Source organism: uncultured Sutterella sp., from assembly GCF_937923675.1.
Classification (GTDB): domain Bacteria; phylum Pseudomonadota; class Gammaproteobacteria; order Burkholderiales; family Burkholderiaceae_F; genus Sutterella.
The window spans coordinates 1-12,806 of record NZ_CALDXB010000019.1; the positions used below are offsets into that span (position 1 = coordinate 1).

Annotated in this window: 14 protein-coding genes; 13 read left to right on the forward strand and 1 reads right to left on the reverse strand. The window is 60.4% G+C overall.

Annotated features, from left to right (window positions below):
• Positions 1–93 precede the first annotated feature (93 nt).
• The 6 genes from Q0106_RS01770 (at position 94) to Q0106_RS01795 (ending at position 7,085) form a co-directional block, all read left to right on the forward strand.
• The gene (locus Q0106_RS01770) at positions 94–2,793 is read left to right on the forward strand and encodes a bifunctional acetate--CoA ligase family protein/GNAT family N-acetyltransferase (protein WP_297608066.1); all 2,700 of its coding nucleotides are present in this window, start codon (positions 94–96) and stop codon (positions 2,791–2,793) included.
• Positions 2,794–2,806: 13 nt separating this feature from the next.
• The gene (locus tag Q0106_RS01775; protein ID WP_297608069.1) at positions 2,807–3,568 is read left to right on the forward strand and encodes an enoyl-CoA hydratase-related protein; all 762 of its coding nucleotides are present in this window, start codon (positions 2,807–2,809) and stop codon (positions 3,566–3,568) included.
• 211 nt (positions 3,569–3,779) lie between these two features.
• Positions 3,780–4,682, forward strand: a complete 903-nt coding sequence (locus Q0106_RS01780; protein WP_297608072.1) for a transporter substrate-binding domain-containing protein — start codon at positions 3,780–3,782, stop codon at positions 4,680–4,682.
• A 196-nt stretch (positions 4,683–4,878) separates the two neighbouring features.
• Complete coding sequence (locus Q0106_RS01785; protein ID WP_297608075.1) at positions 4,879–5,613, forward strand: amino acid ABC transporter permease; 735 nt, start codon at positions 4,879–4,881, stop codon at positions 5,611–5,613.
• Between the two features lie 12 nt (positions 5,614–5,625).
• Positions 5,626–6,312, forward strand: a complete 687-nt coding sequence (locus Q0106_RS01790) for an ABC transporter permease subunit (protein WP_152157769.1) — start codon at positions 5,626–5,628, stop codon at positions 6,310–6,312.
• A gap of 44 nt (positions 6,313–6,356) precedes the next feature.
• Positions 6,357–7,085, forward strand: coding sequence for an amino acid ABC transporter ATP-binding protein (locus Q0106_RS01795; protein ID WP_165697889.1), 729 nt, complete (start codon positions 6,357–6,359; stop codon positions 7,083–7,085).
• A gap of 3 nt (positions 7,086–7,088) precedes the next feature.
• Here Q0106_RS01795 and Q0106_RS01800 read toward each other — a convergent pair whose 3' ends face one another.
• Entirely contained in the window at positions 7,089–7,226 is a 138-nt protein-coding gene (locus tag Q0106_RS01800; RefSeq protein ID WP_297608078.1) for a hypothetical protein, read from the reverse strand.
• On the opposite strand from Q0106_RS01800, the gene Q0106_RS01805 reads away from it, so the two are divergent.
• The 7 genes from Q0106_RS01805 (at position 7,225) to Q0106_RS01835 (ending at position 12,803) form a co-directional block, all read left to right on the forward strand.
• Positions 7,225–8,217: a KpsF/GutQ family sugar-phosphate isomerase gene (locus Q0106_RS01805; protein WP_297608081.1), complete on the forward strand. Its 993-nt coding sequence runs from the start codon at positions 7,225–7,227 to the stop codon at positions 8,215–8,217. The genes Q0106_RS01800 and Q0106_RS01805 overlap by 2 nt on opposite strands.
• Positions 8,217–8,750, forward strand: a complete 534-nt coding sequence (locus Q0106_RS01810) for an HAD-IIIA family hydrolase (RefSeq protein WP_297608084.1) — start codon at positions 8,217–8,219, stop codon at positions 8,748–8,750. Before Q0106_RS01805 ends, Q0106_RS01810 begins: the two co-directional genes overlap by 1 nt.
• Before the next feature lie 4 nt (positions 8,751–8,754).
• Positions 8,755–9,363: an LPS export ABC transporter periplasmic protein LptC gene (lptC, locus tag Q0106_RS01815; protein ID WP_152157772.1), complete on the forward strand. Its 609-nt coding sequence runs from the start codon at positions 8,755–8,757 to the stop codon at positions 9,361–9,363.
• An 80-nt stretch (positions 9,364–9,443) separates the two neighbouring features.
• Positions 9,444–10,046 (forward strand): lipopolysaccharide transport periplasmic protein LptA, encoded by a 603-nt coding sequence (gene lptA / locus Q0106_RS01820; protein ID WP_297608087.1) that lies wholly within the window; start codon positions 9,444–9,446, stop codon positions 10,044–10,046.
• Positions 10,047–10,075: 29 nt separating this feature from the next.
• Positions 10,076–10,855, forward strand: coding sequence for an LPS export ABC transporter ATP-binding protein (gene lptB, locus Q0106_RS01825; protein ID WP_297608090.1), 780 nt, complete (start codon positions 10,076–10,078; stop codon positions 10,853–10,855).
• Between the two features lie 8 nt (positions 10,856–10,863).
• A complete protein-coding gene (gene rpoN / locus Q0106_RS01830; protein ID WP_297608092.1) occupies positions 10,864–12,327 on the forward strand; it encodes an RNA polymerase factor sigma-54 in 1,464 nt (487 codons plus the stop codon).
• The gene (locus Q0106_RS01835; RefSeq protein WP_297608095.1) at positions 12,324–12,803 is read left to right on the forward strand and encodes a PTS sugar transporter subunit IIA; all 480 of its coding nucleotides are present in this window, start codon (positions 12,324–12,326) and stop codon (positions 12,801–12,803) included. The genes rpoN and Q0106_RS01835 overlap by 4 nt, the downstream gene beginning before the upstream one ends.
• Positions 12,804–12,806 lie beyond the last annotated feature (3 nt).

Consider the following 12,806-nt stretch of genomic DNA (forward strand, 5'->3'; position numbering starts at 1 on the left):
TAAAACTATACAGGGCTGAGCTTCAATAAATATTTGTAATCGTCAGCCCTGGGCTACACTCTCGAGTGCACGCACTTTCCGCATGGCCGATTCATGTTGAGCTCAAAGCTATCCGCCGCACTTTCCCCGCGCTCCATCGCCGTCATCGGTGCAAGCAGCAATCCGGGCAGCCGCGGCTATTACGTCTGGCGCTCCGTCCTCCTTTCGACGGGACTCGAACGCCTGTGGGCGGTAAATCCCAAATACCGCTTCATCGGCGAGCGCCCCTGCTTTGCGGATGCTTCCAGAATTCCGACGGACAAGATAGACCTTGCCATCCTCTGCGTAGGAAGAAAGCACCTTCCAGCCGCACTCAGGCAGCTCGCCGACAAGCCGCCCGAAGCGGTGCTCTTTGCACCCCAGGAGGAAGGCCCGCTCTCCGACCGCTTTGAAATTGAAGATCTCCTCGAATCAGCCCGCGCGATGGGGGCAAGACTCATCGGCCCCAACTCCATCGGCATCCTGAATCCCGCCAAAGGCATCAATGCAAGCTTCTGGCCTCGCATGCCTCAGCCGGGCGGAATTGCGCTCATTACCCAGTCGGCCATGGTCGCGACGGGGCTCATGGATCATGCAGAGGAATCGCGCCTCGGTTTTGCCGGCATCATCAACACCGGACTCGAAGCCGACATCAGCATGGCCGAGTGCATTGAATGGTTCTCTGCGAATGCCGCTGCCCGCGTGATTGCAATTGAAGTTGAGGCGCTGCGGAACCCAAGAACCTTTGCGTGCGCCGTGAGAAAAGCCTCCCAGACAAAGCCCGTCATCGTGCTTCGCGCCGGTCCGGGGTCAGGCTATGCGGGCGACAGACTCGCAGCCGGCCGCTTCGGCACGGATGCGGGCGACGACAGAGCATTCGATGCGCTTCTTGCCGCTTCCGGCGCCCTGCGCGTGCGCTCCTATGAGGAATTCTGCGCCGCCGCAGCAGCCTTTTCCTCGGGCACGCTTCCGGCCGGCCGTTCTGCCGCCATCATCGCCAACGACAGCGGCGTAGCCGCGCTCGCGGCCGATGCCGCCGACTCCGCGGGGATCCTCATCCGGGGACTTTCCAATCGGACCATTCAGGCGCTCCACAAGGCGCATCCGGAAGAACACATACCCGTCAACCCCGTCGTCCTCGGCGCAAGCGCTCCCGGAGAACGCTTTGCCGGAACCCTCAGCATGGTGCTTGACGACCCTGGGATACACGGCGCCGCCGTGGTTGTCGGTCCGAGCCCGGTCTCAACGCTCGATCCGACGCTCTCTGAAATCGCCCGCGCAGCCATGAAGACCTATAAGCCGGTCTTCGTCTCCTGGATCTCCAGCCGCAGCACGCCGGTCGTACGCCGGCAGCTCGCGGCATTCCCTGATTCGCGCATCATCCCCGTACGGACGCCCGAGCTCGCAATGCGCGCCTTCGGTCTTCTTGCGGAACGCGAGGACCTCATCCGAGAGCGACGCTCGCCGCCTCAGCACGGCAGGAGCTCCCTCAAAAAAGAGGAGCTTGACGGCATCCGCACGCTTTTTGAGCATGTCCTTCATTCAGGACGCCATGTGCTCGGACCCCGTGAAGTTCGCGAACTCATCAGCGCGCTCGGGCTTCTGCCGGTCCCGGCAAAGCTCACCACGTCGCTTGCGCAGGCAATTGATGCCGCAAAGGAAATCGGCTGGCCCGTCGCCATCAAGGCCGTCAGCGAAGGACTCGGAAGCCGAAGCGCCTCGGGTCTCGTTTTTCTTTCCATTTCGGGCCCGGACGACCTGGCTCAGGCCTGGGAAAAGCTCACGGCAAATCTTGAGGATTTTTCTCCTCTTGCCCGTCCCGAAGGCGTGCTGGTCGAAAAAATGGCGTCCCACTCCCTTGAGCGCGAGCTGAGGCTTTCCATCAGGCTCGATGCCGTGCTCGGCCCCGTCGTGGAGTTCGGCGGCGCCGGTCTCGCTTCTTCCCTCTACGGCGACTGCGCCGTAGGGCTCCCTCCCATTTCCCGTCTTGCGGCCGAACGAATCGCCAGAGCACCGAAAGCAGCCCTCGCGCTCGGCGACTACCGCGGTCTTCCGGAAATCAACTGGGAGACGCTTTTCAGCGCGATCTGCCGGCTTTCGGATCTCGCCGCTGCGGTTCCGGCGCTCCGGGAACTCCGTCTTGAACCGGTGGTGCCTGTGCCCGAAGGCCTTCTCGTGCTCGACGCTGAAGCAGCGCTTTATGATGCGCCGCTCTCCGCCGACCGCAGCTTCAGCCATCTCGCGCTCCAGCCCGCCCAATGGGAGCTCCTGCGCCCCATCGAGCTTCGTTCCGGAAGGACGCTCTATCTGCGCGCACTCATTGAAGACGATTTCCCGCTTCTGAAGGACTTCATTCAGGAGCTCTCGGAAACCTCCCGCTACTATCGCTTCCACACGAATGCCGAGCTATCCGACGAGCGCATTGCAGAACTCTGCCGTCCGGACTGGTCGGCAGGCGGCGCCTGGGTCCTTGCCGAGTCGCCGGACAGGTCCGCGCGCATCGCCGCCTGCGGACGCTGGTCGTCGCTTGCCGCAGGTGAAGCGGAATTCGGCATATGCGTGCGCGACGACATGCATCGCCTCGGCATCGCCCGCAGGCTTCTTCACTGGCTCGAATCCGAAGCATTCCTCGAGGGTTTCCATAAAATGACGGGCTACGTTCTGCGCGGCAACGAACCGATGGAAAGCTTCATGCGGTCAAGCGGCTACGAAGCCGCTCCCGCTGAGGCGGTTTCCCCGACGGTTGCCTGGAGCAAAACGCTCCGCAACTCCTGAAACAATTGAAATCATGAGCATTCAGACCACCCTTCAATACGGGATTCTTCATCTCACCATCGACCGCAAGGAGCGGCGCAATGCACTGACGTGCGACATGTTCCGCGCTCTCGCAAAGGCCCTCACGGATGCCGGGAGCGACCCCAAAGTCCGCGTCGTGCTGCTTAAGGGCGCGGGCTCCGTCTTTTCCGCCGGCGCTGACCTTGAGGAGATGCTTGCTGCGCCGGAGGATGCAGAAGCTGCCGCAGGAGAATTTTTCGCGGCCATCCGGGCCTTCACGAAGCCCGTCATCGCTCAGGTGAACGGTCCCTGCGTGGGCGAGGCCTTCACGGCGCTCCTCTACTGTGATCTGGTTTATGCAGGTCCTCATGCACTTTTCTCGCTCCCCTCGGTGGCGCTCGCACGCACGCCGCGCTGGGGCGCCGGCGCCATCATTACGGCTGCTGCAGGGTTCCCCAAAGCCGCTGAAAAGCTGCTTCTTTCCGAGCCCATCAGTGCGGATGAAGCGGAAGCCATGCGTCTCATCACGCGCGTCGTCGAGGACGAGCACCTCGACAATGTCGTCGCCGCCAAGACGGCGCGCCTTGCCGTGCTGCCGCCCCTTGCCGTAGCCGGCACCAAAGCGGTTCTCAAGGCTGCCCGCGGCGAGGAAATTGAGCGAAGCATCCGGCTTGAGGAAGAAATCTATGCCCGCCAGAGCGCAACGCCTGAGGCGGCAGAAGCACTCAAAGCCTTCCTTGAAGGACGGCGCCCGGTCTTCCAGACGGAAGATTAATTTGCACCAAATTGGTGCTTAGGCACCATATCGATGCATTACAAAATGCCCCGCAGACGCAATGCGGGGCATTTTTACTTGTGCGAACCTCATTTCCTCTGCTCCCCTCGTTTGGCACGGCTATTGCTTCAATAGTTATTACAGGTTCGCCCCGATACGTATACGGCACCTGCAGCATTCCAAGAGACCATTCAGAGATCAGGAGCCAGATATGTTCAAGATTTCCCGCCGCACAGCCATCGCCGCTGCCACATGCCTTCTTGCCGCCAGCACCGCCGTGAGCGCGGCAGAACTGACGGGCACGCTCAAGAAAGTTCAGGAAACCGGCTCCATTACGCTCGGCTACCGCGAAAGCTCGGTTCCCTTCTCCTACCTCAATGCCGACGGCAAGCCCACCGGCTACGCCTTCACGGTCTGCCAGCGCGTCGCGGACTCCGTCAAGAAGGAGCTCGGTCTTTCGAAGCTTGACATCAAGTATCAGGCAGTCACCTCCGCCAACCGCATTCCGCTCATCCAGAACGGCACTGTTGACATCGAATGCGGTTCGACCACGAATTCTCTGAAGCGTCAGCAGGAAGCCGCCTTCTCGGTGAGCTACTTCGGCATTCAGGTTTCCGCTGCTGTCTGGAAGTCGAGCGGCATCAAGACGATCGACGACCTCAACGGCAAGACCATTGCGCTCACGTCCGGCACCACCTCCGTTGCGCTCACAAAGGCTTATGAGCGCGCTCACAAGCTCAAGTTCCGCTACCTCATGACGAAGGATTTCGCGGAATCGATGCAGCTTGTCGCCAACAAGCGCGCCGACGCCTTCATCATCGACGACGTGCTGCTCGCCGGTCAGATCGCCAACCTTTCCAATCCGCAGGACTTCACGATCCTCGATGCCGCGCTCTCCGTCGAACCCTACGGCGCCATGTTCCGCAAGGACGATCCCCAGTTCAAGGCTCTCGTCGACAAGACCGTCACCGACATGATCAAGTCGGGCGAACTTGAAAAGCTCTACACGCAGTGGTTCGAGTCGCCGATCCCCCCGAAGAACACCAATCTCAACTTCAAGATGAACTCCTACACGAAGGAGCTCTTCAAGAACCCGAGCGACAAGGGCATCTGATCAGGCCCTGCCGTCTCTGATTGATCTTTTTCAATCCCGGATGCGGTCTGCTAGCACTTTGGCTGCATCCGGGATCTTCTTCAAACGTCACAGACTCCCGCCCCGGACGGAGCTCCCCCTCAGGCGCTTGACTGAGGGCTTCACGGGAAGACCCCCTTGAGCAGAGCCGTCTGAGTTATAAAAAGAGGATTGCGTCATGGCGCTCAATTTCAGTCTGGACTCGCTCCTTGAGCAGTCCCTCCTTACAGAGGACCCCTGGTGGGTCTACATCCTCAACGGCGCCTGGTGGACGATCGGCCTCACCATCGCCGCTTTTGCGCTTGCGCTTCTGCTTGGCATCATCGTCGGCACTCTGCGAACAGCGCCCAATAAATTCGTCCGCGGTCTCTGTGAAGCCTGGATTGAACTCTTTCGCAATATCCCTCTGATCGTCCAGATCTTCATCTGGTACTTCGTCGTCCCCGAACTCGTTCCCTGGTACAAGGACTGGCTCATTGAAGTTGATCCTGCCGTCGGACAGTTCGTTACCGCCTTCATCTGCATGGGGCTCTTTACGTCCTCGCGTATCGCCGAACAGGTCCGCGCAGGCATCTCATCGCTCCCGCGGGGGCTCCCCAATGCCGCGAAGGCGCTCGGCTTCACGACCGTTCAGGCCTATGTCCAGGTCGTGCTCCCGATGGCCATGCGCCTCATCGTTCCGCCGCTCACGAGCGAATCGATGAACCTCGTCAAGAACACCGCCGTCGCCATGACGATCGGTCTCCCGGAACTCACGATGCGCGCCAATGAAATGGGTGAAAACACCTTCACCTTCTTCGCCGCTTATCTGTGGGCCACGATTCTCTACATCATCATCGCTCTCGTCGTGAATCAGCTCATGGCCTGGGTCGAGAAGAAGAGCGTCATTCCCGGCTTCATCGCCGCCAAGTAAGGAGCACCGATCATGTCCGTTGATTTTTCCTCAATCTCCGGCTCGGTGGACTTCCTCCTTGCCGGCGCCGGCTACACCATTCAGCTCACAGCCATCACCGCCGTTCTCGGTCTTGCGCTCGGAACGCTCCTTGCGCTCGCCCGTCTTTCCTCCATCGGCTGGCTTTCGCTCATTGCGCGCCTCTACATCAACCTGATGCGCGCCGTGCCTCTCGTCCTTGTGCTCTTCTGGTTCTTCCTCCTGATGCCGGAAGTGCTCCGCCTCATCTTCGGCCTCGACCATCCGGTAATGATCGGCGCCAATCTGACTGCAATCATTACGTTCGTGCTCTTTGAGGCGGCATACTTTGCGGAAATCATGCGTGCGGGCATCCAGTCGATCGGCCGCGGGCAGTACTTTGCCGCCACCGGCCTCGGCCTGTCCTATGCACAGACGATGCGCTACGTCATTCTTCCGCAGGCTGTGCGCAACATGCTCCCGGTGCTCCTCACGCAGACGATCATTCTTTTCCAGGACACCAGCCTCGTCTACGTCATCAGCGGCAGCGACTTCATGGGCGCAGTCGTTAAGATCGCCCAGCGCGACGGACAGCTCGTTTTGATGTACTCTTTTGCAGCTGCCTGCTACCTTGCAGTCTCGCTTTCGCTCTCAATGCTCATTCGCCGCCTGCAGGCGAAGATGGCTGTCGCTGCACGCTGACACACTAGAAGAAGAGCTCACCCTTAAGGATCCCTCTCATGGCAATGATTGAAATTAAGAACCTCAGCAAGTGGTACGGCAACTTCCAGGTTCTCAAGAACTGCAACGTCAACGTTGAAAAAGGCGAGGTCGTCGTCGTCTGCGGACCGTCGGGTTCAGGCAAGTCGACGCTCATCAAGACCGTGAACGCGCTCGAACCCTTCCAGAAGGGCGAAATCATCGTCGACGGCGTCTCCGTGGGCGACCCGAAGACGGACCTGCCGAAGCTCAGAAGCCGCGTGGGCATGGTCTTCCAGCACTTTGAGCTTTTCCCGCACCTTTCCATCCGCGAGAACCTGATCCTTGCGCAGATGAAGGTCCTCGGCCGCTCCCGCGAGGAATCGCTCGCCCGCGGCCTCAAGCTTCTTGACCGTGTTGGCCTTCTCGCCCATGCCGACAAGTATCCCGGACAGCTCTCGGGCGGCCAGCAGCAGCGCGTCGCCATCGCCCGCGCGCTCGCCATGGATCCGATCTGCATGCTCTTTGACGAACCGACGTCCGCGCTTGACCCGGAAATGATCAACGAAGTGCTCGACGTGATGGTGAGCCTTGCCAAGGAAGGCATGACGATGATGGTCGTCACGCACGAGATGGGCTTTGCCAAAAAGGTTGCCGATCACGTGATCTTCATGGACGCCGGCGAAATCATTGAGAACCTGCCGGCTGAGCAGTTCTTCAGCCAGCCCCATACCGAACGCGCTCAGAAGTTCCTCTCGAAGATCCTTAATCACTGATCTTTACAGAAAAATCCCTGGCGAAAGAAATTCAGGGATTTCCGGACGCTCCGTCCGGTTCCGGCAAAGCGAGCCGGAATCGGCGGAGCGTTTTTCTTTTAAAATAGAGAGTTGCCCTAAATTCTGGAGCTTAACCGCCATGATCGAAACGCATTACGACGCAGAAGCTGCCGTCCGCCTCGGCCGCGATGTCCTTGCGCACGAAGCCGACGCCATTCTTGCCGCAGCCAAGCGTCTTGGCGACACGCCGGACTTTGCCCTGGCCGTGAAGGCCGTTCTCGGCTGCCGCGGCCGCCTCGTCGTTTCAGGCGTCGGCAAATCCGGCCACATCGGCCGCAAGCTTGCCGCCACCTTTGCGTCGACCGGCACGCCGGCCTTTTTCGTTCATGCGGGCGAAGCAGCCCACGGCGACCTCGGCATGATCACGAGCGACGACATCGTGCTCGGCATCTCCTACTCCGGAGAAACGCAGGAGCTTCTCATGATCGTCCCGATCCTGAAGCGCGAGGGAGCGACCCTCATCGCGATGACCGGGAACCCGAATTCAACGCTCGCCAAACACGCCGACCTGCACATCAACTGCCACGTCGAGCGTGAAGCCTGCCCGCTCAATCTTGCGCCGACCTCGTCCACTACCGTAACGCTTGCGCTCGGCGACGCCCTCGCGGTTGCCTGCCTTTCGGCCAAGGGCTTCAGCAAGGAAGATTTCGCAAGGAGCCATCCGGGCGGAGCGCTCGGCCGCAGACTTCTCATTCATGTCCGCGACATCATGCGGCAGGGCGATGCGGTCCCGCGCGTCACGGCGGACATTCGACTTCTTGACGCCATTCGCGAAATCACCGCGAAGCACATCGGCATGACGGCTGTCGTCGATGCTGACGATCACGTGATCGGAATCTTCACGGAAGGCGACCTGCGCCGCCTCATTGAAAAAGTGGGCGATGTCCGCAATCTGGTCATGCGGGACGTCATGACCCCCAACCCGCACACCATCGGCCCCGATGAACTTGCGGCATCCGCCGTCAAGGCGCTTGAAGCGCATCAGTGCAATCAGCTTCTCGTGGTGGATTCCGACGGCAAGCTCCTAGGCGCCCTGCACATGCACGACCTCATGGACGCAAAGGTGATCTGATGACGACGACGCTTGACCGGCTTAAGGAAATCCGCATTGTCGTCCTCGACGTGGACGGCGTCCTCACTGACGGCTCCCTCGTCTTTACCGACAAGGGCGAGCTCGCCAAAAAGTTCCATGTCCGCGACGGCATCGGCATCAAGCTTCTGCAGGCTGCCGGCATTGAAGTTGCAATTCTTACGGGCCGCACGTCAGGGATCGTCGCCTACCGCGCCGACGAACTCGGAATGACGAAGGTTGAGCAGGGAAAGCTCAGGAAGCTCCCTACCCTCAGGAAGATGCTTGAGTCGGCCGGACTCAAGCCGGAAAACTGCGCCTACATGGGCGACGATCTTCCCGACCTTCCCTGCCTCAGAGTAGTCGGCTTTGCGGCTACGCCCAGGGACGGCAGCAGCGAGCTTGACCCCTACATTCACTGGCGCGCTCCGCATGAGGGCGGCCGGGGTGCGGTGCGCGACCTCGCTGAAAAGATTCTTCAGGCCCAGGGACGCTGGGAGGAACTCATCGAAAAGCAGTTCCTCTCTCAGGAGTAAGCGCATGGCTCACCGCCGTCTCATTTTCCGCGAGCGCATCACCGCCATCGTCGGTTCCGTCATCCTGTTCGGCCTGGTGCTTTTGAGCTACTGGTATTCCGTGCAGTCCGAAATTGCCGGACTCAAATACATCCCGAGCGACAAGAGCCCGGATTTTCTCGCCCGCAATGTTTCACTCACGGACTTCGATGAGACGGGCCAGCCCAAATACAAGGCTTTCTCAGAAAATCTGCAGCATTTCTCCGATGAGCGCATGCATGCTGAAAAAGCGCTTGTGCTGTCGCTCGCCCCGGGCGAAGCCGTTGCAAGCGCGCGCGCCGATGAGCTCTGGAGCAACGACGGCATGGAAACGGTGGAATTTTCCGGAAATGTCGAAGTAACCCGCGAACCCTGGGGAACAGAGCCCGAGCTTTACTTCCGAACAAACTTCCTGCGGGCATGGCTCGACACGCTGCGCTTTGAGACGAACGAACCCGTCTTCATGCGCCGCGGCGAGAATACGACCGAATCTGAGGGCGGTGCAATATACGATAATGTGGCCCGCACCATTGAACTCCGGGACCGCGTCACTACGATTCTCCAGCCGAAAAGTCTTTCGGCCGATGCCCCCTGAAGTCCGGACAAACCTGATTCATCCCTGACACCCATTTTCCCGCCTCCCACATCCAGAGGCCATCTACGGAGTCTTTCTTCATGAAGAAGCTTCTCATCGCCGCCATCGCCGCCAGCATTGCCTCCGGCGCCTGGGCGCTGCAATCCGACCGAGAGCAGCAGATCGAGGTTCACGCCGACCAGTTCAACGGCGACGAAGTGAAGCAGACGGCCGTCTACAGCGGCGCCGTAGTGGTCGACCAGGGCTCCATGCGCCTTACGGGCGACGTGCTCGAACTCAGGATTACGCCCAAAGGCTATCGTCAGGCGACAATCACCGGAGCTCCCGCACGCTTTCGCCAGCAGCGCGATCCGGACGCCCAGAACCCGGTGGATGAATGGATGCATGCGGAAGCGAAGCGCATTGTTTACGACGAAGAGACCGACAAGGTGACGCTCACGGGCGGCGCCAGACTCTCGCGCTCGGGAAACGGCGTTGAAAAGGACATGACCCAGGGCGAGCGCATCGTCTACGACATGAGGAATGCCCGCTCGGTCGTGGAGGGCGGCGTCAAGACGGGAAGCGGTCAGCGCGAGCGCGTGACCACCATCATTGCGCCCCGCACGAAGAACGCTCAGCCTGCCCAGCGCGAAGGCGCTCAGCTTCAGAGTGCGCCCTCGCTTTCCGCCCCTGCCAAGCCCTGATCCCATACTCTTCTCCGTCTTGAATTCCAATGGAAGCAACTGACAAACTTCAGAGCGCCGACACCGTCAAGCACACGCTGGTTGCCAAAGGCCTCAAGAAGCACTACGGCTCCCGCCAGGTCGTCAAGGGCGTGGATCTTTCCGTGAAGTCGGGCGAAGTCGTCGGACTTCTCGGCCCCAACGGCGCGGGCAAAACCACCACCTTCTACATGGTGGTGGGCCTGGTTGTTGCCGACGACGGCACCATCGAACTCGACGGCAAGTCGATCATTCACCAGCCGATCTACCGCCGCGCCCGCATGGGGCTCTCTTATCTGCCTCAGGAAGCGAGCGTCTTCAGGAAGCTGACGGTTGAAGACAACATTCGCGCCATTCTTGAGATGCAGCTCAACGACGAGGGCCGCCCGCTTTCGTCCTTCGAGGTTGAGGAGCGGCTCGAAAAGCTCCTTGACGAGCTTCAGATCAAGCACATTCGTACGAATCCGGCGCTCTCGCTTTCCGGCGGCGAACGCCGCCGCACGGAAATCGCACGTGCGCTTGCCGCAAATCCGCGCTTCATTCTGCTCGACGAGCCCTTTGCAGGCGTCGATCCGATCGCCGTGATTGAAATTCAGCGCATTGTGCGCTTCCTTCGTGACCGCAATATCGGCGTTCTCATCACGGATCACAACGTGCGCGAAACGCTCGCCATCTGCGACCACGCATACATCATCAATGAAGGCCGCGTTCTTGCTTCGGGCGAACCGAAATCCATCATCAACAACCCCGACGTGCGCGCCTTCTATCTGGGCGACAACTTCAGCATGTAGGGAGCGTCATGTCGCCGAGCATTTCCGCCTCTCTTGCCGCTCAGCTCGCGCAGCAGCAGACGCTTGCTCCGCAGCAGCAGTATGCGCTCCGGCTCCTGCGCATGAATGCGCTCGAACTCCTTGCCGAAGCTGATCTTGCTGCTGAAGAGAATCCGCTCCTTGAACGCGAGGCGCCGGAAGCAGAGGCGCAGACCGAATCCGCCCCGTCGCTGCACGAGGAAAGCGATGCTGTGCGCGGCGAGGACGAGACGCCTTTCCCTGAGGATCGCGGCCCGCTCGAAAACATTTATTCCGGCTGGTCCGGTTCCGGCGCAGAACATGCCGACGAGACTCCTGCAGTGGAGCGCGTTGCGGCGGAATCGTCGCTGCGCGACGACCTCATTGCTGAACTCAACTCCCTCAATACCGATGAACTGACGCATGAGCTCGTCATCTCGCTTATTGAGGAACTTGACGACTCCGGCTTTCTGCCGCAATCGCTCGCTGAAACTGCCGAAAGCCTCAGAAAAATTATTTCTGCACCGCTCGAGGCCTGGAAGAAAGCCCTCGCGCTGCTCCAGACCTTCGATCCTCCCGGGGTCGGCGCCTCTTCTCCGGCAGAAAGCCTCGCGCTCCAGGTCCGCCGCCGCATGGAATCGGGATCCGTCGACGAAGAGACCGGCGAACTTCTCATCGAACTCATCCTGAAGCACCTCAGGGAAATTGCGGCCGATGACAGCAAAGCGCTCCTCGCGGCAGCGAGCGGCGACAGCGAGAGACTCGGGAGCGCGCTCGCGCTTCTCAAGACCCTCAACCCGCACCCGGCCGCCAACTATGCGAGCGAAGCCACGCAGTACGTCATCGCCGACATTTCCATCCGGCGCGAAGGCGGCCGCTGGCAGGCCTTCCTCAACCCCGGAGCCCAGCCGGGACTTCGGCTTTCCGCCGTCGCTCAGACCATTGCAGTGGATGAATCCACGCCCTTCGGTCGATACCTCTCGGAAGCGCGGCGCCTCATTTCCGGCATAGAAGCCCGGCAGACCACGCTTCTTCGCGCCGCAGAATTTGCGACCGAACGTCAGCAGGCTTTTTTTGAAAAAGGCCGCGCAGCCTTGCTGCCGCTTACCATCGGAGAAGCCGCCGCTGCTCTCGGGCTCTCGGATTCAACCGTTTCGCGCGCAGTCTCAGGAAAATATTTCCAGTGCCCGCTCGGCACATTTGAACTTCGCAGCCTCTTTCTTCTTCCCGCAGTGCAGGCAGTCGATGCGGAAGGCCTCAGCGCATCCGTCACACCTCTGCGCATCCGCGCACGCATTTCTGAACTTATCGCCCAGGAAAATCCTGAAAAGCGGCTTTCCGATCAGGCGCTCACCGATCTGCTTCGCGCCGAAGGCTTTGACATCACGCGCCGCACCGTAGCGAAGTACCGTGATCTTGAAGGCATCCCTACGGCACGTCTGCGCAGGGACAAGACCTCTGTTCTTTCTGAATGACTCTTCTCACACCCTATCTCAAGCTTGAATCCGTCAGGCTTGACCTCAATATCGCCAGCCAAAAACGACTCTTTGAAGAAGCTTCGCTCGCCTTCGAGCGCGCTTACGGCGTGCCGCACGACGAGGCCTTCGCGGCGCTCATGGAGCGCGAGCGAATCGGCTCGACCGCCGTGGGTCACGGCTGCGCCGTTCCGCACGGCAGACTCGCCGACCTCGAAAACCCGGCAATCGTTTTCCTGCGCACCCTGGCGCCCCTCAGAGTGTCCGCGCCCGACAACCTGGGCGTGCAGCTCTTTTTCGCAATTCTTGTGCCTGCGGAGAATCCCGGCGATCATCTTGCGCTCCTCAGGGAAACCGCCGGCATTTTCGGCGACGACAAGACCCGCGAAGCGCTCCTCAGAGCGCCCGATGCGACGAGCTTCCTTGAAATACTCTCGCAGTGGTCTCCCGGATCAGAATCCGGAAAATTATCCTGAGCA

Excerpts from the sequence above, each read along its gene's own strand:
- Q0106_RS01770 (WP_297608066.1), top strand. The coding sequence starts at position 94 with ATGTTGAGCTCAAAGCTATCCGCCGCACTTTCCCCGCGCTCCATCGCC.
- Q0106_RS01775 (WP_297608069.1), top strand. The coding sequence starts at position 2,807 with ATGAGCATTCAGACCACCCTTCAATACGGGATTCTTCATCTCACCATC.
- Q0106_RS01780 (WP_297608072.1), top strand. The coding sequence starts at position 3,780 with ATGTTCAAGATTTCCCGCCGCACAGCCATCGCCGCTGCCACATGCCTT.
- Q0106_RS01785 (WP_297608075.1), top strand. The coding sequence starts at position 4,879 with ATGGCGCTCAATTTCAGTCTGGACTCGCTCCTTGAGCAGTCCCTCCTT.
- Q0106_RS01790 (WP_152157769.1), top strand. The coding sequence starts at position 5,626 with ATGTCCGTTGATTTTTCCTCAATCTCCGGCTCGGTGGACTTCCTCCTT.
- Q0106_RS01795 (WP_165697889.1), top strand. The coding sequence starts at position 6,357 with ATGATTGAAATTAAGAACCTCAGCAAGTGGTACGGCAACTTCCAGGTT.
- Q0106_RS01805 (WP_297608081.1), top strand. The coding sequence starts at position 7,225 with ATGATCGAAACGCATTACGACGCAGAAGCTGCCGTCCGCCTCGGCCGC.
- Q0106_RS01800 (WP_297608078.1), bottom strand. The coding sequence starts at position 7,226 with ATGGCGGTTAAGCTCCAGAATTTAGGGCAACTCTCTATTTTAAAAGAA.
- Q0106_RS01810 (WP_297608084.1), top strand. The coding sequence starts at position 8,217 with ATGACGACGACGCTTGACCGGCTTAAGGAAATCCGCATTGTCGTCCTC.
- lptC (WP_152157772.1), top strand. The coding sequence starts at position 8,755 with ATGGCTCACCGCCGTCTCATTTTCCGCGAGCGCATCACCGCCATCGTC.
- lptA (WP_297608087.1), top strand. The coding sequence starts at position 9,444 with ATGAAGAAGCTTCTCATCGCCGCCATCGCCGCCAGCATTGCCTCCGGC.
- lptB (WP_297608090.1), top strand. The coding sequence starts at position 10,076 with ATGGAAGCAACTGACAAACTTCAGAGCGCCGACACCGTCAAGCACACG.
- rpoN (WP_297608092.1), top strand. The coding sequence starts at position 10,864 with ATGTCGCCGAGCATTTCCGCCTCTCTTGCCGCTCAGCTCGCGCAGCAG.
- Q0106_RS01835 (WP_297608095.1), top strand. The coding sequence starts at position 12,324 with ATGACTCTTCTCACACCCTATCTCAAGCTTGAATCCGTCAGGCTTGAC.